Genomic DNA, 21,975 nt, shown 5'->3' on the forward strand with positions numbered 1-21,975 from the left:
CGGAACTCTAAGAAAGACTAAGCCTAATTGTTGTAATCTTGATTTGGAAGGTGATGAATTAATAAATTATACTAATGCAGAAAATGCTTATTTTAATCCCTTTTGGAATCCAGAAACTAATCAATTAGATTTCAAATATTATATAAACTATTGGAATTTTGAAATTCCAGATGTTGTTATTTTAAAATTTGGGTGGAACGATTTGGGTGCTTGGGCAACGACAGAAAAAATCTTAAGAGTAACAAATAATGCAAAGACAATTATTGATCAACTTCACTCTGATTTTCCTCAAACAAAAGTGATTTTTAGTATTCAAGGATCAGGTCAGGTAAATAATACTAGAAATATTGATACAGAAGGTGTTTTATATTCTAGGCTAAAATTTTCAAAAGAATTGTCTATCATATTTGAAGATGAAAAACTAGATTATGATTTTGTATACTTAGCACCTACTTATGCATGGGTTGATACTGATAATTACACTGACGGAGTTCATCCGAATAATCTTGGTTTTCGACAAATAGCAGATTGTTTATATCCAATATTTTGGCATATTTTTAATCAAGAATAACACCGTAAGTATTCTAATAATTAATAAAAAATAACGCTTAAAAAAAATGTATTATAATTTAGGCTATTTTCTAGATTCAAAATAATCAATTAAATCTCCACCATCTTCAAGATCAATATTTTCTAAAAAATTGCTGCATTCAATTTTAAATCCTTCTTTATTTAGAAGGATTCCTTTTTCATTCCAAGTTTTATATTCTGTTTTATCAGGATATGCAATAATTTTATATCCTTTAACGGATTGTAATAGTTCTTGTTTAAAACCAGTTTTACTGCCAGTAGCTAACCAAATATATTTGGGTACTAGAATACTCATTATAATCGCTGTTTTTTCAGATTCAACAATACAAATTGTATCACCTTTTTTAAGGTTGTTTACAAGTTGGAGTTGATTAAGAAAAAAGTGTTCTTAAAAGGAATTGGAAAAGAATTTTATAAACAAATGAACAATTGAATCGCTGAATTCTAGACTTTCCTTTTTGGTGAAGTCTAAAATCTGATCTTGTATTATTTCTATTTCTAGCACTTGAATTTTGTAATACAGTATTCAAATATTGTATGACAATTTTTTTAGTGATGATAGAAATGTCTCCTTTTGGATCTATTTTTTGTTGATTTAACCATTTACTAAACCTATTTATTCTTCCTTTAAAGTTTTGATAGGAGGTTGCACTTAAAACATTTGATTTGGTTTGAAGAGCCAAATTGAAAGATGCTTCAATAGAGTAGGTAGGTAGTTCAGGTTTTTTTTCGGCAACTACTTGGCTTTCTTTCTGATTAGTTTTATTCTTTTTTGTTTCCTTTTGTTCTGATTGTTCAGAAGAAAGTAGGTTTTCGATAAATTCCTCCAATGAAGTATTATCTTCATACGGGTTGTAACCATTTTTTAAAATAAACTCTAAGCTTTCTTTAAGTTGAATTAAAATGTGATATCTACTTTTTTTGTCTTTATAAAGGTTAACCCCTGCTTTAATATTAGTTTGTCTTTCTAGCTTACCTGTATTTGGGTTTCTGTAAGAATAATAGATGTACAATTTTTTCGATAATGCTTCTTTTTTAGCTTTCGCAGAAAGTTTAGACTAAGTAGTTATATCTACTCCGCCAGTAAAGATTTTTGGCTTAGAATAATTCAGTTTCATAGGTAAATCGTGTACTCTATCGTGTACTCGTTGTAAAAGTAAGAAAAATGAAGGCATAAAAAAAACGAATTGTGAGACACAATTCGTTGATTTTATTAGCTTTAAGCTTTGTAGCGAAGACGGGATTTGAACCCGTGACCTCAGGGTTATGAATTTTATGAAAAATACAAATTTTTACCCTTTTTTGCTTTATTTGAATAAAATCGTGTACCGAAACGTGTACTCTGATTTATAATAATTTTCTACACAAATTTAATATAAATTGTATTACAAAAATGTGTTTTTTTCAAACATTTAATTTTGTTTTTCTGAATACAAAAGCGTCAATAAATATAATCACCAAAGATTATTTCCTTAATATGTTTGCAACGACAACTCGTTGTTGTGAATTGATTTGGAATTGTATTAAATATTGCAACGAAAAAAAAGAGTTGTTTCTAAATTTACTATTCGTTGCAATCTGTATCACAAATTTCCACAGTATGTGGCGACTAAATCCACAAGTTGTGGCGCTTGTGTGGCTTTTAAATTCCTTATATAACAAGGGTTTTCAGTTATTTTGCCACAGATTGTGGCGAATTTGGTGGCACTTGTGGCGAAAGTGTGGAACCAATTGTGGCACTTGTGGAGGCTTTTGGGGAACTATTGTGGAGGTTTCGTGGATGTATATGTGGCACTTGTGGGCGATTGTGGAACCAGTTGTGGAAGTGTGAAATGGATATATTTGATTATATGGCAGGCAAAGGGAATAAAGAAAACAAAAAAAGAAACTTTTGAAATAAATATTTAGACAAACTGGTGTAATTAATTTTATATTTCTATTTTTAAGGTTCAAGCTATGACCATTAATTATTGAACTAAAAGAATCTTTTTGAAAGAAACATTTGTACAAAATATATAAATCCTTTTGTAGAACATAAAACTAAAAAAAAGCGACATTATAATTAAATATAATGCCGCTTTAAATGTTTTCACAACGGAATAATCCTTATTGTGAATTGATTTCAAAATTGTATTCAAATATAAAAAAAAATAGTTAATTATTGTTTTTTTTCTATTTTTAAGCAAAAATTGTACTTTAAATACACTTTATTCAAAATATTACTAACTTCTCCATTGATATAGGAGTAAAATATATAGCTATGAACAAAATATTAGGTCTAGATTTAGGAACCACCTCTATTGGTTGGGCTTTGGTAAATGAAGCAGAAAACGAAAATGAAACTTCGAGTATTATTAAATTAGGTGTTCGTGTGAATCCATTAACTGTTGATGAGCAAACCAATTTTGAAAAAGGAAGACCACTAACCACAAATGCAGATAGAACTTTAAAAAGAACTGCAAGAAGAAATCTACAGCGTTTTAAACTTCGTCGAAAAAATTTAATAGAAATCCTATTAAAATACAATATCATATCAGAAAGAACGCAATTAACAGAAATTGGAAAACATTCGACTCATCAAACTTTATTTTTAAGAGCAAAAGCGGCTAAAGAAAAAATTGAATTAGAAGAATTTGCCAGAGTTTTATTAGCAATCAATAAAAAAAGAGGTTACAAAAGCAGTAGAAAAGCTAAAAATGAAGAAGAAGGAAATGCAATTGACGGCATGAAAATAGCTAAAGAGTTATATGATAGTAATTTAACTATTGGGAAATATGTGCATCAAATTTTGTTGAGTGGCAAAAAGTACATTCCAGATTTTTACAGGTCAGATTTACAAAAAGAATTTGATTTGGTCTGGGAAACTCAAAAACAATTTTATCCAGAAATTTTAGACGATGAGTTGTATACAAAAATTCAAAATCAAGGACAGCAAAACACTAGAAAGCGTTTTTTAGCAATTAAAGGAATTTATACGGCTGAAAATAAAGGAAAAAGAGAGGAAACAAAATTGCAACATTATAAATGGAGAAGTGAAGCAATTTCTAAACAACTTACCATAGAAGAAGTTGCCTATGTTTTGGTTGAAATCAATAACAATTTGAATAAATCTAGTGGTTACTTAGGAGCAATAAGTGATAGAAGTAAAGAGCTATATTTTAATAAAGAAACTGTTGGAGAAAATCAATATCAACATATAAAAGCCAACAAACATAATTCATTAAAAAACCAAGTTTTTTACAGACAAGATTATTTAGATGAATTTGAAACCATTTGGGAAACCCAGTCAAAATATTATGATATCTTAAATGATGAACTAAAAAAGGAAATTAGAGATGTTGTTATCTTTTATCAACGTAAATTAAAATCTCAAAAACATTTAATTTCAGAATGTCAATTTGAGAAACAGCATAAAGCAATTCCAAAATCTTCTCCATTATTTCAAGAATTTAAAGTTTGGGCTTCGTTGAATATTTTAGAATTTCAAAATAAAGCCACAAAAGAAAAGATTAAGTTTATTGATTTAGATGATGAAATAAGAAACGAAATATTTGAAGAATGTAATACTCCAATCAATACAAAATTAGATGTTTCAGCCAAACCGGAATTTATTTTAAATCTTTTGAATAAATATTTTAAGCTTGGAAAAAAATCGGATTGGAAAGGCAATTTATCAAAAATAGAAATCAATAGACTAAACAAACAGTTGTATAGTGTTTATCATAAGATTGCAGAAGAAGCTGGTTATGGATTTGATTGGGATAAAAAATCCGTAACTGAAATTAATCAAGAATTACAACTTGTTTTTAAGGAAATTGGAATTGAAGCAGAACTCTTAAACTTTAATGCAAATATTTTAGGTAATGATTTTGATAAACAGAGTAGTTATCAACTTTGGCATTTGTTATATGCTGTTGAAGAAGAAGTTAAAATTAATCAACATGATAAAATAACCTATGGTAATTCAGATGTATCGTTAAAGAGAAAATTACATTTAAAGTATGGTTTTGAACCAAAATATGCGAGTTTACTTGCAAATATTTCATTACCTGATGATTATGGGAATTTAAGTGCAAAAGCGATTAAGAAAATAATTCCTTATTTAGAAAGTGGGAATGTGTATTCAGAAGCGAGTAGATTAGCAGGTTACAATCATTCCAATTCATTAACAAAAGAAGAATTAGATAATAGAATTTTAAAAGATAAATTGGATTTATTACCTAAAAACAGTTTGCGTAATCCTGTTGTAGAGAAAATTTTGAATCAAATGGTTAATTTAATCAATCAAATTATTGATGAATATGGAAAACCAGATGAAATACGAATTGAATTAGCGAGAGAATTAAAAAAATCAGCTCAAGAAAGAGCAGATACTACAAAATTTATCAATGACGCAACTTCAAGAAATGATGAAATTAGAAAAATTTTAAGAAACGATCCTGTCTATAATATCAAAAACCCAACAAGAAATGATGTAATAAAGTATAAATTATATCAAGAATTGAAAAATAATGGATACAAAACTTTTTTTACAAATAAAGAAATACCTCCTCATAAACTATTTTCAAAGGAAATAGATATTGAACATATTATACCAAAAGCAAAATTATTTGATGATTCTTTTTCTAACAAAACATTAGCTTATAGACAAGTAAATTTAGAAAAGGCAGATACTTTGGCTTATGATTTTATAAGTGATAGATATAATTCCGATTTAGAAAAATACAAGTCAAGAATAGAGAGTGCTTTTGAGGATGGTTTAATATCTAAAGGGAAATACAAGAAATTGTTGTTATCAGAAAAAAATATTCCAGAAGATTTTATAGAAAGGGATTTAAGAAATAGCCAATACATTGCTAAAAAGGCAAAAAATATGTTAATGGAAGTTTTTGTTAAAGTAACACCAACTATTGGTAGAATTACAGATAAACTTCGTGAAGATTGGGATTTAATTAATGTGATGAAAGAACTAAATCTTCCAAAATACAGAGGCTTAGGTTTAACCAAAAAGGAAGAACGTAAAAACGGAAAATTTATTGAACAGATTGTAGATTGGACAAAAAGAAACGACCATAGACATCATGCAATGGATGCTCTAGCAGTTGCTTTTACAACAGAAAGTCACATTCAATATTTAAACAATATTAATGCATCTAGAAATGATACGTTAAGTGAAAAGTTCAAGAAAAAATACAACCAAGATATTAGCTTAAATGGAATTAGAGATAAGATTACAAAAGTTTATAAAAATAAAAACCGAAAAGGAAAACGAAAGTTTATTCCACCATCAGAAAACTTTAGAATAGAGGCGAAAAATGAATTAGAAAAAGTTTTGATTTCTTTTAAAGCTAAAAATAAAGTAGTAACCCTAAATAAGAATAAAACGAAATTAAAAGGAAAAGATAAATTTCACATAAAAGCACAGTTAACACCAAGAGGACAGTTGCATAAAGAAACAGTTTATGGAAAATTGAATGAAGAGGTTGTAAAATTAGAAAAGGTAAATGCAAAATTTACCAAAGAAAAAATTTTAGAAGTTACTAAACATAGTTATCGAGAAGCTTTGTTAAAACGACTTCAGGAATTTGAGAATAATCCTAAAAAAGCGTTTGCAGGCAAAAATAGTTTATCTAAAAATCCAGTTTTTACTTTTGATGGAAAAAAAGTTCCAGAAACTGTAAAAACAAAATCGTTTGAAGATAATTATACAATTAGAAAAGAAATTACTCCAGAGAATTTTAAAACACCTAAATTAATTCAAAAAGTAATTGATATTGGTGTAAGAAAAGTTTTGGTAGAACGATTAGCAAAGTATCAAGGAAATGCGAAAAAAGCTTTCTCAGATTTAGATAAATATCCAATTTGGTTAAATGAAGAAAAAGGCATTTCAATAAAAAGAGTAAAAATAAGTGGTGTTAAAAATGCTGAAAATTTACATATCAAAAAAGACCATTTAGGAAATGATATTTTAGATAAAAATGGTAAAAAAATAAAATCTGATTTTGTAAGTACAGGGAATAATCATCATTTAGCAATCTATATGGATAAGGAAGGGAAACTTCATGATAATGTAGTTTCTTTTTTTGAAGTTGTTGCAAGGGCTAAAGCTAAACTTCCAATTATTGATAAAGAATTAAATGAAAATTTAGATTGGAAATTTTTGTTTTCCTTGAAACAAAACGAAATGTTTGTATTTCCTTCAGATGATTTCAATCCAAAAGATATTGACTTATATAATATTAAAAATAATGAGTTGATAAGTAAAAATTTATTTAGAGTTCAAAAATTTTCAAAAGTAGATTACGGTAATAGTTCTGTACGAGATTATGTTTTTAGACATCATTTAGAAACTGAATTAATTGATAAAAAAGAAACAAGAAATATGACCTATAAAGTTTTTAAAAGCTTAAAAGGAATTGAAGAAGCTGTAAAAGTGAGAATAAATCACGCAGGTAAAATTGTTCAAATAGGAGAATATTAAAAGAAAAAGTTGTGTTAAAACGAACCATCTATATAGGCAATCCATCATATCTAAAACTAAAAGACTTACAATTGGTGGTACAAGAGCCTAAAACAAAAGAATTTAAAGGGATAGTACCAATTGAAGACATTGCTTTGTTAATGCTAGATAATTATCAAATTACAATTTCCAATCAGTTGTTAATGAAACTACAAGGAAATAATGTGGCAATTATTACCTGTGATGAACATCATTTGCCTTTTGGATTAATGTTGCCTTTGCATAGTCATTCTGAATATTCAGAACGGATTAAATACCAATTATCAGCATCAGAACCATTAAAAAAACAATTGTGGAAGCAAACGGTTGAACAAAAAATAAGAAATCAAGAATCTTTGTTAAAAATTAACAATAAGGTTTCAGAACCTTTGGCAGCATACAAACTTCAAGTAAAAAGTGGTGATACTTCTAATAGAGAAGGAATGGCTGCACAATTTTACTGGAAGCATTTATTTGAAAATTTTAATAGAAAACGTTATGGAGAAGAACCCAACAGCCTATTAAACTTTGGTTATGCCGTTTTAAGAAGTATAGTTGCCAGAGCTTTGGTAAGTAGTGGTTTGCTACCTGTTTTAGGTATTTTTCATAGAAATAAATACAATGCCTATTGTTTGGCAGACGATATTATGGAACCTTATAGACCCTTTGTAGATAAAATGGTGTATAATTATATTCGAAATAATAACTCTTTTGATTTGAATAAAGACACCAAAGCCCATTTATTACAAATTGCTACGCAAGATGTAATAATTGATGGATTAGAAAGACCTTTATTTATAGCGGTTTCAACGACAACAGCGAGTTTGTACAAATGTTTTGCAGGAGAACTAAGACAAATAAAATATCCTGAATTAGATTAACATGTCTCAAAATAGGTTTAGTGCATACAGAATTATGTGGGTATTAGTTTTTTTTGATTTACCAACCGAAACCAAAAAAGAGAGAAAGGCGGCGAATTTGTTTCGTAAAAAGTTGATAAAAGACGGTTTTGAAATGTTTCAGTTTTCTATTTATTTGCGACATTGTCCAAGTAGAGAGAATGCAAAAATCCATACAAAAAGAGTAAAGTTAAACCTACCCAAACATGGTAAAGTATGTATTTTGGAAATTACAGACAAACAATTTGGCAATATGGAACTATTTCATGGAATTAAAGAAATAGAGCTACCAAAACCCACCCAACAACTGCAATTATTTTAATATTTTACTCTGTCATTAATACTTAGGCAGGAATCCAAAAATGGATAGAAAAATAAAAATAGAGAGAAAAATCATTAATTTTATCAATCCAAAAAAACAATCCCAAACCATTGCTATTATTCAATGTTTTGGGATTGACCTTGTGATTCCTCACGAAAAATACAATTTTGAAATCAATTCACAACTGTTGATTTTGTTTTCATAATTATGCTGATCTTGTGATTCCTCACGAAAAATACAATTTTGAAATCAATTCACAACTACACATACCCGATAAACATTTAGAAAGGTCTTGTGATTCCTCACGAAAAATACAATTTTGAAATCAATTCACAACTCTGTTACTATAGTATCTGTGCTCATCTTACTTGTGATTCCTCACGAAAAATACAATTTTGAAATCAATTCACAACGATGTAATTCATGCTAGACTTGAAGCTTATCTTGTGATTCCTCACGAAAAATACAATTTTGAAATCAATTCACAACTATTACTTTCTTTTTATAATCTTTTTTTTTCTTGTGATTCCTCACGAAAAATACAATTTTGAAATCAATTCACAACACTGAAAGCAATGGTACTTATTCAGGTAAACTTGTGATTCCTCACGAAAAATACAATTTTGAAATCAATTCACAACCTGATTGCTTTGAAAAATGTATTAAGTTTACTTGTGATTCCTCACGAAAAATACAATTTTGAAATCAATTCACAACGTTAAAAGCATAGATGCTTTTGTTGTTAATCTTGTGATTCCTCACGAAAAATACAATTTTGAAATCAATTCACAACTTAGAAAATGAAAATCTAAAAGGTAAAGAACTTGTGATTCCTCACGAAAAATACAATTTTGAAATCAATTCACAACTCCGATAATGTAAAAGTTAAAAATGTTATACTTGTGATTCCTCACGAAAAATACAATTTTGAAATCAATTCACAACCGTAAATAGGTCTGATATTGCGGTCTCAGTCTTGTGATTCCTCACGAAAAATACAATTTTGAAATCAATTCACAACAATGATGCTCTCATAAATTCTATTGTTTCACTTGTGATTCCTCACGAAAAATACAATTTTGAAATCAATTCACAACCTACCAACGTGTTGTGTATGGGTAGTGTGGCTTGTGATTCCTCACGAAAAATACAATTTTGAAATCAATTCACAACTTACTTTTTAGTAGGGGTTTTATTTTTATACTTGTGATTCCTCACGAAAAATACAATTTTGAAATCAATTCACAACAACATTTACGCTATTATATTAATGATTGTTCTTGTGATTCCTCACGAAAAATACAATTTTGAAATCAATTCACAACTGTTTACGATGAGTATGAAATAATCAGTTCCTTGTGATTCCTCACGAAAAATACAATTTTGAAATCAATTCACAACACCCTAAAAGATATAAGCACGTTGTTTTAGCTTGTGATTCCTCACGAAAAATACAATTTTGAAATCAATTCACAACTATTTTACCGTTCAAAGACTGCGAATTTGTCTTGTGATTCCTCACGAAAAATACAATTTTGAAATCAATTCACAACTATTGGGCTGTGCTGTGAAGCTGGATTTGCCTTGTGATTCCTCACGAAAAATACAATTTTGAAATCAATTCACAACACTTTTGCTGTTTTTGCTGTACCTGCTGCACTTGTGATTCCTCACGAAAAATACAATTTTGAAATCAATTCACAACTGTAAAACAGATAATACTTCTTTTTATTTCCTTGTGATTCCTCACGAAAAATACAATTTTGAAATCAATTCACAACTGGAGCAACTGTTGGTGTTGCCTCTATAATCTTGTGATTCCTCACGAAAAATACAATTTTGAAATCAATTCACAACTCAGATGCATTTAATTCTATATTTTTTGCACTTGTGATTCCTCACGAAAAATACAATTTTGAAATCAATTCACAACGCGTGGTATGGTATTAAACTAGGCATTCAACTTGTGATTCCTCACGAAAAATACAATTTTGAAATCAATTCACAACTGTAAAGATGTAGCTAGATTTCGTTTTGTTTCTTGTGATTCCTCACGAAAAATACAATTTTGAAATCAATTCACAACATCAACAAAAGAACATTTTATATACAAACGCTTGTGATTCCTCACGAAAAATACAATTTTGAAATCAATTCACAACCACTAATTAAAGCAGGGTTAAAATGAAATACTTGTGATTCCTCACGAAAAATACAATTTTGAAATCAATTCACAACGGAAATGCAGGCGACGCTTTTACAAATGCCCTTGTGATTCCTCACGAAAAATACAATTTTGAAATCAATTCACAACTAATTTAAATAGATTAATTCTTTTTCGTAACTTGTGATTCCTCACGAAAAATACAATTTTGAAATCAATTCACAACCTACAAGATGAACAACGAAAATGATTTTGACTTGTGATTCCTCACGAAAAATACAATTTTGAAATCAATTCACAACTGTGAGTAATCATATAAATCAGCAGTTACTCTTGTGATTCCTCACGAAAAATACAATTTTGAAATCAATTCACAACGTTAATGATATGTTACCTTGTTTTACTTTTCTTGTGATTCCTCACGAAAAATACAATTTTGAAATCAATTCACAACTGTTTGGATAAGTTGTATTTTTGTTTCGTTCTTGTGATTCCTCACGAAAAATACAATTTTGAAATCAATTCACAACTCTCTATCAGTATCTTCCGAGAGTAAAGTACTTGTGATTCCTCACGAAAAATACAATTTTGAAATCAATTCACAACTAATATTGATATTAATGGCGATTATTTTAACTTGTGATTCCTCACGAAAAATACAATTTTGAAATCAATTCACAACAGTATAGGCGCTTTATTGTTTAATTTAAAACTTGTGATTCCTCACGAAAAATACAATTTTGAAATCAATTCACAAAATATTCCTGATAATCAAGCTAAACCACTTTACTTCTCCCTCAACATCTTTTCCAAGGCTTTCAATTCAATACCCAAACTTTGAAATAAGTTGACAATATTGCTAATTTTAAGTTCATGTTCTTCGTATTCAAAAGGATTAAAAGCACAGGTAAATTTCCACATTTCTACAACTTGGTTAGCAGGTATTTCATAAGACTGATACAAATTGTTATCAGGTTTCAATAAAAAATTTTGTTGTTCTTCAACTTGGTTATACACACGTTTGTAGGTCATTCCATCATTTTTAGTAACCACAATATAGGTATAGCCACTTTTAATGCTTTTAATATCCTCTATGTATTCCCCAATAATATAAGAGCCATCTTTTGCAGGCAACATAGAATCTCCTTTTATAGGAAACATTCTGTGTTTACCAGTTGGTATAAAAGGGAGGTTTGCTTTTTGGAGTTGCTCAATATATTCAGGATCATCATAACCTAATAAATATCCAGCAGAAGCTTTTGCGGGTACAACTTCAATTAAATTTTCATTTTCTTCATTCACCATAATTGGGAATAATACTTTTTTATTGCCCACTTCTATAAATGAGATGTCTTTGGTTTTGGTCAAATCATTTTTTATTAAAATATCAATGGGAATATTAAAAAAAGCTGACAATTCCATTAAAAAATCTACAGAAGGCGAAGAACGATTTTCTTCATAAGAGCCAATTCTAGAGCGTGTAACGTTTAAATGATCTGCAAAAGCTTCTTGAGATAAGTTTTTGAGGGCTCTTAAATGTTTGATGTTTTTAGATAAAAAATTCATAATGCTACATATTATAGCAACAAATGTATGTTTTTGTAGTTAATTTTACACTATGAATCCAACAATTTTACATTTAGATTTAGACACTTTTTTTGTTTCCTGCGAGCGATTAATAGATAGTCGTTTATTATATAAACCTTTATTAGTAGGTGGTACAGGAGACAGAGGGGTTGTTGCTGCTTGTAGCTACGAAACCAGAAAGTTTGGTGTTCATTCTGGAATGTCTATGAAAATTGCCAAAAAGCTCTGCCCAGAAGCTATTGTTATCAGAGGTAATTCTGGTATTTATTCCAAATACTCACAACAAGTAACAGAAATTATCAAAGAGAGTGTTCCTGTTTTTGAAAAAGCAAGTGTTGATGAATTTTATGCAGATTTAAGTGGAATGGATGCCTATTATGGCAGTTACAAATTTGCATCAGAATTAAGACAAAGAATCATTAAAGAAAGTGGTTTGCCCATTTCATTCGGAATGTCTAAAAACAAAATCGTTTCTAAAGTAGCTACTGGCGAAGCAAAACCCAACAATCAATTATACATCAATAATGGTTTTGAAAAAGAGTTTTTAGCACCATTATCTATCAAAAAAATTCCATCTGTTGGTAAAAAGACCTATCAAATTTTACGCAATTTAGGGGTTGATAAGGTTAAAGTGATTCAAGAAATGCCTTTAGAAATGCTTCTAAGTGTGTTGGGTAAAAATGGTAAAACCATCTGGAAAAGGGCTTTAGGTATTGATAATCCTCCAATAGTACCTTTTCACGAACGCAAATCCATCAGCACAGAAAGAACCTTTAATAAAGATACGATTGATATGGTGCAACTCAACACCACCATTTTTGCAATGGCAGAGAACTTGGCTTTTCAATTGCGAAATGGAGGAAAAGTAGCATCTACTTTTAGTGTAAAAATTCGGTACTCAGATTTTAATACCTACAGCAAACAAATCAAAATACCTTATACAAGTGCAGATCATATTATCATACCAACAGTACAAGAATTATTTAAAAAACTCTATCAAAGGCGTTTGTTAATTCGTTTGGTAGGCGTTAAAGTGTCTGATATTGTAGGTGGACATTATCAAATTAATTTGTTTGATGATAGTGATCAATTAATGAATTTATATTCCTCTATGGATAGCATTAGAAAACGCTATGGAGAAATGTCTGTAATGAGAGCATCTTCTTTAGGAGCAAAAACTATTGGACGTTTTGGAAATCCGTTTAATGGAGAACCACCTATGCTTTTAGCACATAGAAAACAATAATGGATGTATTTAAACTGTCATACATATTATTCTTTGCGTTTTGGTACGTTTTCAGAAGTTACCTTGTTAGAGCTTGCTCAAAAAAATAATATTGATGCCTTAGTATTAACAGACATTAATACCACTTCTGCATGCATGAACTTTGTACAACAATCTAAAAAATTTGGAATTAAAGCAATAGTGGGTGTCGATTTTAGAAATGGTGCTCTCCAGCAATTTGTTTGTATTGCAAAAAATAACACAGGTTTTTATGAGATAAATAGCTATTTATCATCCTTTTTAGAAACAAAATCTGTAATTCCAGATCGTTGTAAAACATTGCATAATACGTTTGTCATTTATCCTTTTGAAAAAGTATTACAACTACAAATCAACGATTTAAAAGAAAACGAATTTATTGGAGTTTCTGTAGAAGAAGTAAAAAAACTCAAGTTTTCTTACCTTAAAAAGTATTCCCACAAAATTGTAATACAACAACAAGTAACTCTAAGAAATCAGCGCGATTTTAATGCACATCGTTTGTTAAGAGCAATAGACAACAATACTTTATTGAGTAAGCTTAACCTTTCTGAACAATGTTTACGAACTGATGTGATGCATTCTAAAAAGGACTTAGAGCATTATTTTGAGGAATTTCCTGAAGTAATCAACAACACGAAAAACATATTAAATGGCTGCAGTATTCATTTTGGGTTTGATGTAGAAAGGAGTTCACAAAATCAAGATGTGTATTTGGATAGTTTTGAGAGTGATTTAAAAATGTTGAAAGATTTGTGTGATAAAATGCTCTATAAACGCTATTCCAATCCTTCAGAAAAAGTATTACAACGTTTAGACAAAGAGCTAAAAGTGATTGAAGAATTACGTTTTGTTTCTTTTTTTTTAATCAATTATGATATTGTTTCCTATGCCAAAAGTCAAGGTTTTTTTCACGTGGGTAGAGGTAGTGGTGCAAATAGTATTGTGGCTTATATTATTGGTATTACAGATGTAGATCCTGTAGAACTCAATTTGTATTTCGAACGTTTTATCAATCCTTATAGAGCATCTCCACCAGATTTTGATATTGATTTTTCTTGGAAAGATCGCGATTTAATGACCAGCTATATTTTTAAAAGATTTAACAATGTATCCCTTTTAGCCACTTATAATACGTTTAAATACAGAGCAGTTGTAAGGGAAATAGGTAAAGTATTTGGTTTGCCAAAAGAAGAAATAGACAAACTGAGCAAAGGTGCTAGTTCATCTAAGTTTGATGAGATGAGTCAGTTGGTTTTAAAGTATGGAAAACTGATTGAAGGTTTTCCTAATTATGTAAGTGTTCATTCAGCAGGAATTTTAATTCTTAAAAAACCGATTCATTATTATTCAGCTACTTTTTTACCACCAAAAGGATTTATAACTGTTCAATTTGATATGTACATTGCAGATGATGTGGGTATTTTTAAGTTTGATATTTTAGGTCAACGTGGATTGGCAAAAATTAAAGATGCTTTAGCAATTATAAAAGAAAATCAACCGAATGCACCCAAAATTGATATTTATGATATTGATCGTTTTAAGAATGATGAAAACATCAACAACTTATTAAAAACAGGTGGTGCAATTGGTGCGTATTATGTAGAATCTCCAGCCATGCGTGGTTTAATGCAAAAATTACAAACCAACACCTATTTAGAATTAGTGGCTGCCAGTTCTATAATTAGACCAGGCGTTTCTAGTTCTGGAATGAAATACGAATACATTAAAAGACATCGCAATCCAGAACAACGTAAAAATGCGCATCCTATACTTTTAAAAATAATGCCAGAAACTTATGGAGTTATGGTATATCAAGAAGATGTAATGCGAGTTGCTCATGAATTTGCAGGCTTAGATTTAGGAGAAGCTGATGTGTTACGAAGAGGAATGAGTGGTAAATATCGTTCTAAAAAAGAATTTGAAGCGGTTGAACAAAAGTTTATCAAAAATTGTAGAGCAAAAGGTTTTGAAGACCATCTTATTACAGATGTATGGAATCAAATTAAAAGTTTTGCAGGTTACGCATTTGCAAAAGGGCATTCTGCTTCCTATGCTGTAGAAAGTTACCAAAGTTTGTTTTTAAAATGTTACTATCCTATTGAGTTTATGTGTGCTGTATTGAATAATGGAGGTGGTTTTTATTCCGCAGAACATTATTTACACGAAGCAAAAATGCAAGGAGCAAAGATAGAATTGCCTTGCATCAATTTAAGTGACAATGCCAATACAGTACTTGATAAAACCATTTATCTTGGCTTTGGATATCTTAAAAACTTAGAATCATTGGTCATTCAACACATTTTGAGTGAAAGACAAGTACATGGTTTATTTACTTCTTTGGATGATTTTATCAATCGAGTTTTTATCTCCATTGAACAACTCACCATTTTAATTAGAATTGGTGCTTTTCGGTTTACGAGAATCCCCAAAAAGAACTTATTGTGGCAAGCTACTTTTCGATTAAAAGCACAAAAACCAAGCAACTTAAAAGATCAAGTCGATTTATTTAAATTAAAACAATCATCATTTACATTGCCTAAACTCAAAAATCATTGGATTGAACAGGTCTATGATGAACTAGAATTATTAGATTTTACACTATACGATTTGTTTGATTTAGTTGATGAAAAGTATTGCAAACATATTTTAGCAAGTGAAATGCAAAATCATGTAAATCAAAATGTATTGCTTTATGGTAAATTAGTCACCACTCGTTTTAATAAAACAGCACAAGGTAAATTGATGCGTTTAAGTACTTTTATTGATAAAAAAGGACACTATTTTGATGCGGTTCATTTTACCAATGTAGTTCATGATTACCCAATTTCTGGAATGGGAATTTATGCTTGTTATGGTAAAATTACAAATCGATTTGGTTTTTGTAGTATGAATATTATCAAATCTAAAAAATTGGGGATTTTGTGTGATCCTAGAAGTTAAAATTCTTTTGTATTAACAAATACAAAAGAATTTGATGAGAATAAAAATTTAAATATACATATCCATGTAATACTTTTTTTAAAATTCTCTGAATAATAATTAAAACCTTAAAGAAATTAAAAAATGTTTTTTAAAAAATAAATTTTCATTCAGATAATTAATGCTTGCTTTTAAGTATTTTTAAAAACTTTGTAAATGATTTTTTGTTATCTTAACAAATAAAAATAAAATTGTATCAAAAAAATAAATGAAAATAAAAAAAATAGAAATCAAAAATTTTCGATTGTTAGAAAATATTAAATGTGATTTAGAAGATGATATCACATTAATTGTAGGAAAGAATAATACAGGGAAAACCTCCTTTTTTGAAGCCATAAAGTTAGCTACTTCTACAGATGGGAAATTTATTTTTGAGGACTTTTCTCAGAGTTCATATACTATGTTTAAATCCTCTTCCAGTAAATATTTAGAATCTAAAAAAGAAGGGATAACTGAAGAGGATCGAGAAGAACTTGAAAAACAACTATTAGCTGAAATTCCTAAAATCAAAATCAAATTTGAAATTGAATACAATAAGAGAAATGATGAATCTCTTGTAGAACTTAGTGAATTTATAACAGACTTAGAAGATGCTAGAAATGATGCCACAATTTGTATTTCTTTTGAACCAAAAAACACTTTAAAAGTCTTTCATTCATTTGAAAACAGAGAAGATAAAAGCATAGACTTAATAAAATATCTTCATCAGAACATCAAGTTGTTATATGAAACTGTTTGTTATGCTATTGATAGAGAATCAGATTATAAAAGAATAATTGAAGACAGTTTTAAAACTAAAATTCAAAAAGTAATGCTTTTTGAAAATATAAAAGCAATGCGAATTTTAGATGATACGAAAGGTGATGTACACAATGCATTATCTTTAGGCTTTTCTAATTACTATAGTTATAGAGATAAAACAGATAATAAAGATGTTGATGAATTAGAAAAAGCCCTTAAAGGTGTTGCTTCTGATTTAAAAGAAAGATATAAGAAAGTACTAGAAAATATTATGCTCGAATTAAAAAAATTTGGTGCAAACACACCTGTTTCAATACCTCCTATAGAAATTGATTCAATATTTGATTCTGAAAAAGTATTAAAAAACAATATCCAGTATTTATATAAACAAAATGAAATAAATCTACCTGAAAGCTATAATGGACTCGGTTATAGTAATCTAATTTATATGATTTTAGAGTTAGCCAGTTTCATTGAGAAATTTAAAAACTCTAAAGAGGAAAAGCTCTCAAATTTTCTTGTAGTACTTATTGAAGAACCAGAAGCTCATATGCATCCTCAAATGCAACAAGTATTTATTAGTCAAGTTTCAGAAATGGTAAATGAAGCTAAAAAAAAGAATAATATACAGATACAGGTTATAATTACAACTCATTCTTCGCATATACTTTCAGAATCAGGGATTGAAACAGAAAGAGGGTTTAATAGAATTAGATATTTCAATAGACTAAAAACTGAGTCGGGAGGTTATAAAATAACAAATCAAGATTTTAATAATTTAAAAATTAAAGATGATGAACGAACTTTTAGATTTTTAAGGCAATATCTAACACTTCATAAATCTGATTTATTTTTTGCAGATAAAGTTATCTTAGTTGAAGGAACAACTGAACGTATGCTTTTACCTCAAATGATTAAAAAATCTGCAAAATCATTATGTAATGAATATGTCTCTATACTTGAAGTTGGCGGAGCTTACGCACATTCTTTCCGTGAAATGTTAGAGTTTATAAATGTTCGAACTTTAATAATTACAGATATTGATTCAAGTAATGATAAAGATGGTAAATGTCCTGTTTCAGAAGGTGAACACACAACAAATTATACTTTAATCAAATGGTTGCCAAACAAAAAAACTATATCCGAATTAACTAGTTGTAAAATTGAAGACAAAATCCAAGAAAATATTCGTGTGGCATATCAAACAAATGAAAATGGTTATAACGCAAGAAGTTTTGAAGATGCTTTTATAAATACTAACAAAGAGTTTTTTTTAACCGAACATCCTATTGAAGAAGAAAAATACATAAAGGATGAATTTGCTTATCTAAGAAATAAAAACATTGATATATCTGAAAAGATACCAGATAAATTTAGTTCTAAACAAAAAACAGAGTTTACATTCGATATTATGTCTTTTAACGAAAAGAAATATGGTGAATGGAAAGTTCCAGAATATATAAATGAAGGTTTGATTTGGTTAGCTAAAAACGATTAGAATGACAGCTATAGAACAAATAATAAAACATATAGAAGAAAACAAAAGTTATGTTCTTGAAGCGGGTGCAGGTTCAGGAAAAACATACACTTTAATTCAGACCATAAATCACGTTTTAGAAACCAAAGGAGAAAGCATCAAATTAAGCAATCAAAAAATTGTTTGTATTACTTACACAAATGTTGCAAAAAATGAAATCATTGAAAGACTTGAAAACAATCCTTTAGTTATTGTTTCAACTATTCACGAATTTTTATGGGATTGTATCAAAAGGTTCAATAAGCAATTAATAATTGAATTGGATTTATTAAATGAAGTAATGCTTATTGATAAACCTGAAAAATATAAAACAGGTTTAAAAGAAAGAATTAAGGAAGTAACTTATGATGAAAGTGGTTATAGAGATTTTGAACAAGGAAGTTTGCACCACGATGATGTAATAACTTTATCGTTACAAATGTTTAAAAATTATACTGCTTTAACTCATATTTTAGGTCAAAAATATCCTTACCTATTCATAGACGAATACCAAGATACAGCAAGTGAAACTGTTGATGCTATTGTAAATTATCTTCTTGAAAGAAATAAAACAAAACTATTAGTTGGTTTCTATGGAGATTCTTATCAAAAGATTTATGATAAAGGAATTGGTTCTCTGCAATCCTATATTGATGAGAATAAACTTGAACTCGTGACAAAAGACGATAATTATCGTTCTTCCGAAAGTGTAGTTAATCTATTAAACAACATTAGAAATAATATAACCCAAACAATACCTAAAAACAAAGAAAGTATTAAAGGAACTATTCAATTTATCAATTGTACAAATGCTCCAATTCAAACTAAAGAAAAGAAAACAGACTATAAAGCAAGAATTTCACCTAAAAAAGATACAGATTACGATAATGTAATTTCACACTTGGAATCTATAGGTTGGGATTTTTCAGAATATGGAGATGACAAAATTTTAATAATTGCAAATAGTAAAGTAGCGGAAAGAGCTGGATTTGGAAACCTCTATAAAATTTTCACTAAAAGATATACTTTAAGTGCTAATGAAGCGATATTAAAAAGAGAAAATATATTTTCATCTTACTTTATGGGGTCTATTGATAAAAAGACTTCTAAAGAACGTGAAACAGGTATTGAGCATCTAGTTTCTTTTTGGAATGAAAAAAATTACAACAGAGTTATAAAATACTTAAAACAACAAGGCGTTTTTAGTTCTTTAACTAAACATTCTGACAAAAAAGAAATAGAAAGTAAACTAGAAGAATTAAACAATTTAAGAATGTCTGGAACTGTTCAAGATATTTTTGACTTTTGCCAAGAAAACAAATTATCGCTTCCTTCTAGAAAATTACAAAAATTCATAGAAAAGCTAAGTATCGACACTACTACTATTACTGATGATAAAGAACAGAAAACTGCAATTAAAAATAAAGAGTTTTACAAATCATTAATGCAAACTAACTACAATGAAATAATTTGTGTATTTAAACACATCCAAGAACAAACTTCATATTCAACAAAACATGGCACAAAAGGAGAAGAATACCGAAATGTTTTAGTTGTAATTGATGATACAAGTTGGCCAGGACAATATGATTTTGAGAAATTTATTGATGATACCGATCATTTAGACCATAGAAAATTAAGAACTAAAAATCTATTTTATGTTTCTTGTTCTAGAGCTAAAGAGAATTTAGTTGTTTTAGCTTTGTCGCAAATGGGAACTACAGCAATGAATAAAATAACTGAATGGTTTGGTACAGAAAACTTACAAACAATATAATAACTTTTTTTTGTATTTTAAATAATTTCTAAATATCCAACAATGTGTTATGATATCAAAGCTTCAAAAAAAACTCAATTAAAAAGAGCAATACAGCAGAATGATTCAACAGCTATCAACGAAATTGAAGAAGATCTAATACCATACACAGATTTGCCTTTATATCATAGCAGTGGATTTCAGCATCACGATTTACTAATTTATACTGATGATTCTCCAGATTATCCAACAGTAGCCACTTGGGGATTAATTCCACATTGGGTAAAGGATGATATTCAAATGAAAAAAACTTGGAATACCACCTTAAATGCAAGAGGGGAAACCATTTTTGAAAAGCCGTCATTTAGAACATCCGCAAAAAACAAACGTTGTTTGATTTATGTTGACGGTTTTTATGAACATCATCATTACAATAAAAAATCATACCCATTTTATATCTTTAAAAAGAATAACGAACCACTTATTCTAGCAGGTTTATGGAGCGAATGGAAAAATCCTGAAACAAATATTATTCACACTAGTTTTGGAATCGTAACTACAAAGGCTAATGGTTTAATGGCTAAAATTCATAATAATCCCAAATTAAAAGAACCACGTATGCCATTTATCCTTACAGATTCTTTAGCCGATAATTGGTTGAATCCAATCAATGATGATTTAGATAAAAAACAGATTCAAGAAATGATTCAACCTTTTCCAGAAGAGAAAATGAATTATCATACAGTTGGTAAATTACGAGGTAAAGATTATGTTGGGAATGTAACAACTATTTCAGAAAAACACAATTATCAAGATTTTAGTATTAATTTTTGAGAAGACTACTTTTTAAACGAATATAATCAATCAAATATCCACCATCGTCAAGATCAATATTTTCTAAAAAATTGCTGCATTCAATTTTAAATCCTTCTTTTATTTAGAAGGGTTGCTTTTCCATTCCAAGTTTTATATTCTGTTTTATCAGGATATATAATAATTTTATGTTCTCTTTAAGTGATGATTTTTCTTGTTAAAAATCATTTTTAGATCTAAATGTGCCGATTATTCTATCATACAGACACTTGTGTGTTTTATCTTAAAAACAAATGACAATTAATTTATATTTATAACGAATTAATTGCTAAAAATTCAAAATACTATTTTGCAACTGTATTAAACTGTTAATTTCATATGGTCAAAATTTAGGCCATAAAAGAAATTTTACAGCAATACTTGATGGCTGTTTTTTTAAAGCTGGTTCATTTTCATTATGTATTATTTAATTAAAAAGAATCGAAAACTTAGAGAATATGATTATTGCATTAAGAAATTTGTTAAAGTATCATAAACTATAAAAACAAAGGTTGAAACAATTATTTGTTTTATACCTTTGTGACTGAAAAAGTTATTATTAAAAATTGTTTTGAAAAAAACTATCCTTTTGGTGAGCTGTTATATACATTTCATTTAACTTATTATCAAACAACATTTGCATCTTCTGGAGGTAATGCTGTATATTCAAGTGGCCAAATAGTTATAATAGCGGTTTAATAGCTTAAGGAGTTCAGCAAAATCTTGTAGGATTGCAAAATCAAGAAGAATTTTGCTCAAATTTAAAGAGAATAAAAGAAGTAAAAACTGAAAACATCAATAT

Annotated in this window: 11 protein-coding genes, 1 pseudogene and 1 CRISPR repeat array; of the genes and pseudogenes, 9 read left to right on the forward strand and 3 right to left on the reverse strand. The window is 28.7% G+C overall.

Features of this window, described 5'->3' with window-relative positions:
• A partial coding sequence (locus tag ACW9UN_RS16200) for an SGNH/GDSL hydrolase family protein (protein ID WP_459487412.1) occupies positions 1-571 on the forward strand: 571 nt, incomplete at its 5' end.
• A 63-nt stretch (positions 572-634) separates the two neighbouring features.
• On the opposite strand, the pseudogene ACW9UN_RS16205 reads toward ACW9UN_RS16200, so the two are convergent.
• Together ACW9UN_RS16205 and ACW9UN_RS16210 are read right to left on the reverse strand one after the other, a co-directional pair.
• Positions 635-931: pseudogene (locus ACW9UN_RS16205) on the reverse strand (DUF6371 domain-containing protein); the annotation flags it as partial.
• Positions 932-962: 31 nt separating this feature from the next.
• Entirely contained in the window at positions 963-1,604 is a 642-nt protein-coding gene (locus ACW9UN_RS16210; protein ID WP_459487413.1) for a hypothetical protein, read from the reverse strand.
• 1,247 nt (positions 1,605-2,851) lie between these two features.
• On the opposite strand from ACW9UN_RS16210, the gene cas9 reads away from it, so the two are divergent.
• From cas9 to cas2, 3 genes are read left to right on the forward strand one after another with little or no spacing between them, the layout of a single operon-like run.
• Complete coding sequence (gene cas9 / locus ACW9UN_RS16215; protein ID WP_459487414.1) at positions 2,852-7,072, forward strand: type II CRISPR RNA-guided endonuclease Cas9; 4,221 nt, start codon at positions 2,852-2,854, stop codon at positions 7,070-7,072.
• An 11-nt stretch (positions 7,073-7,083) separates the two neighbouring features.
• The gene (cas1, locus tag ACW9UN_RS16220; protein WP_459487415.1) at positions 7,084-7,971 is read left to right on the forward strand and encodes a type II CRISPR-associated endonuclease Cas1; all 888 of its coding nucleotides are present in this window, start codon (positions 7,084-7,086) and stop codon (positions 7,969-7,971) included.
• A 1-nt stretch (position 7,972) separates the two neighbouring features.
• Positions 7,973-8,311, forward strand: coding sequence for a CRISPR-associated endonuclease Cas2 (gene cas2, locus ACW9UN_RS16225; protein ID WP_459487416.1), 339 nt, complete (start codon positions 7,973-7,975; stop codon positions 8,309-8,311).
• 139 nt (positions 8,312-8,450) lie between these two features.
• A CRISPR array of direct repeats spans positions 8,451-11,233; the repeat unit is 46 nt; unit sequence CTTGTGATTCCTCACGAAAAATACAATTTTGAAATCAATTCACAAC.
• A gap of 28 nt (positions 11,234-11,261) precedes the next feature.
• Here the strand turns inward: cas2 and ACW9UN_RS16230 are convergent.
• Positions 11,262-12,041, reverse strand: a complete 780-nt coding sequence (locus tag ACW9UN_RS16230) for an XRE family transcriptional regulator (protein ID WP_459487417.1) — start codon at positions 12,039-12,041, stop codon at positions 11,262-11,264.
• A gap of 52 nt (positions 12,042-12,093) precedes the next feature.
• On the opposite strand from ACW9UN_RS16230, the gene dinB reads away from it, so the two are divergent.
• The 5 genes from dinB (at position 12,094) to ACW9UN_RS16255 (ending at position 21,155) form a co-directional block, all read left to right on the forward strand.
• Complete coding sequence (gene dinB / locus ACW9UN_RS16235) at positions 12,094-13,308, forward strand: DNA polymerase IV (RefSeq protein ID WP_459487418.1); 1,215 nt, start codon at positions 12,094-12,096, stop codon at positions 13,306-13,308.
• Between the two features lie 3 nt (positions 13,309-13,311).
• Positions 13,312-16,269, forward strand: coding sequence for a DNA polymerase III subunit alpha (locus ACW9UN_RS16240; protein WP_459487419.1), 2,958 nt, complete (start codon positions 13,312-13,314; stop codon positions 16,267-16,269).
• Between the two features lie 247 nt (positions 16,270-16,516).
• Complete coding sequence (locus ACW9UN_RS16245) at positions 16,517-18,547, forward strand: ATP-dependent nuclease (protein WP_459487420.1); 2,031 nt, start codon at positions 16,517-16,519, stop codon at positions 18,545-18,547.
• A gap of 1 nt (position 18,548) precedes the next feature.
• Positions 18,549-20,342, forward strand: a complete 1,794-nt coding sequence (locus tag ACW9UN_RS16250) for a UvrD-helicase domain-containing protein (protein WP_459487421.1) — start codon at positions 18,549-18,551, stop codon at positions 20,340-20,342.
• A gap of 42 nt (positions 20,343-20,384) precedes the next feature.
• On the forward strand, positions 20,385-21,155 hold the full coding sequence (locus tag ACW9UN_RS16255) for an SOS response-associated peptidase (RefSeq protein ID WP_459487422.1): 771 nt from the start codon (positions 20,385-20,387) through the stop codon (positions 21,153-21,155).
• Positions 21,156-21,975: the final 820 nt, after the last annotated feature.

Source organism: Polaribacter litoreus (assembly GCF_054584775.1).